Origin of the sequence: Paenibacillus xerothermodurans (assembly GCF_002220865.2) — a bacterium.
GTDB classification, from domain to species: domain Bacteria; phylum Bacillota; class Bacilli; order Paenibacillales; family NBRC-103111; genus Paenibacillus_S; species Paenibacillus_S xerothermodurans.
On sequence record NZ_NHRJ02000029.1, the window covers coordinates 1 to 1409 of the forward strand.

2 protein-coding genes are annotated in these 1409 nt (G+C 50.3%); both read right to left on the reverse strand.

Going from position 1 to position 1409, the window contains the following annotated elements:
* Window positions 1–645: IS3 family transposase (locus tag CBW46_RS20870; protein WP_133254026.1), on the reverse strand; the 645-nt coding region annotated here is incomplete at its 3' end.
* Window positions 646–665: 20 nt separating this feature from the next.
* Window positions 666–1346 (reverse strand): helix-turn-helix domain-containing protein, encoded by a 681-nt coding sequence (locus CBW46_RS20875; RefSeq protein ID WP_089201885.1) that lies wholly within the window; start codon window positions 1344–1346, stop codon window positions 666–668.
* Window positions 1347–1409: the final 63 nt, after the last annotated feature.

Consider the following 1409-nt stretch of genomic DNA (forward strand, 5'->3'; position numbering starts at 1 on the left):
CTGTGTCATGTTTGCGGCCTCCAGCCGCCTCTTGAAGGCCGGGGAGGTGTACTGAAACCCTCGGTCACTGTGAAGCATGGGGGTACTGCCTGGTGCGGCCTTGAGCGCTTCGWCCAACGTTTGAAATACAAGATGGTTGTTGTTTGAATGTCCTAAGACGTAGGAAACGACCGTGTTGCCGTGGAGATCCAGTATCGCGCTTAGATAAGCCTTCCGATCTTGTCCGTATTTGAACTCCGTTACATCCGTGAGCCACTTCTCATTTGGCGCTTCGGCGTGGAACTGGCGGTTTAGCAGGTTATCGGCAACATGCTGTGGAGTGGCACGCGCATATTGCTTTCTCTTCCTGCGGATGACGGACTGAATGCCTGCCAGCTTCATCAGGCGCTGGATCCGTTTACGGTTAAGGTTTTTCCTGGTTTGCCGACACAAATGAAGGGTGAGTCGCCGGTAACCGTAAATGCCCCCAACCTGTTCATGAAGTGTCAGCATAGCATGCGTAAGCTGCTCGTTTTCTAGCTCACGCTCGCTAGGCTTGTGGTTTAGCCATTTGTAATAACTTGACCGTGGCACCTTAGCAATGTGGCAGAGCAGTYGCACGCTACACCTCTGTTCCTCKTGAACCGATTGGATCGCCAGGTACACATGCGTTTGTCGGTGACCGCTTAAACTCGCCTCCCTTGCAACTCCCGCAACTTTTTTAGGAACGCATTCTCCGCTCGAAGCCGCTCATTKTCGAACTCCAAKTGCTTCATGGCCAGCTTCTGCTGCTCGGCCTCGGTTAACTCTTCCGTCGCTTTTTTCCGTCCCCGGCCGTCTTGCAGAGCATCCTGCCCGCTATCCTCGTATTTTTTCACCCACTGGTACACTTGATGGTAGGAGACCTGAAATTGATCCGCCGTCTTCCGGTAGTCACGCTCATGTGCAATACAATAGAGCACAATCTCGATTCGTTCCTGCAACGTCGTAGACCGACCTTTTGTCATAGCTCTTGCKCCCTCGTTATACGATTTCAAGCTGCTATGACTATTATACTTGTCGATCCAACTCTTGAGTTGAGTTCGGCTAGCGATTTTGTATTTATCGATGATTTCGTATTGSGAATACTGACCCGACAAATAATCCTCAACCGCTCGAAGCTTCAGTTCCGCCGAATAACTGTTATTTTGCACGAGAATTTCCAAACCTTCGATGCCGTACCGCTCGTACCGATGCCGCCATTTCACTAACGTACTCACACTGATGTTGTACTTTCGGGCGACTGCCGCCCGGGTACCGCCACCCGTTTCCCACTCTTCTATGATCGTGAATTTCTCAGTAGCGTTATATTCATTCTTTCTTGACAAAAAAACTCCCCTCCAAGCAGCGGTTTATTTATTAAACCTGTCTACTTAAAGGGGAGCATATCA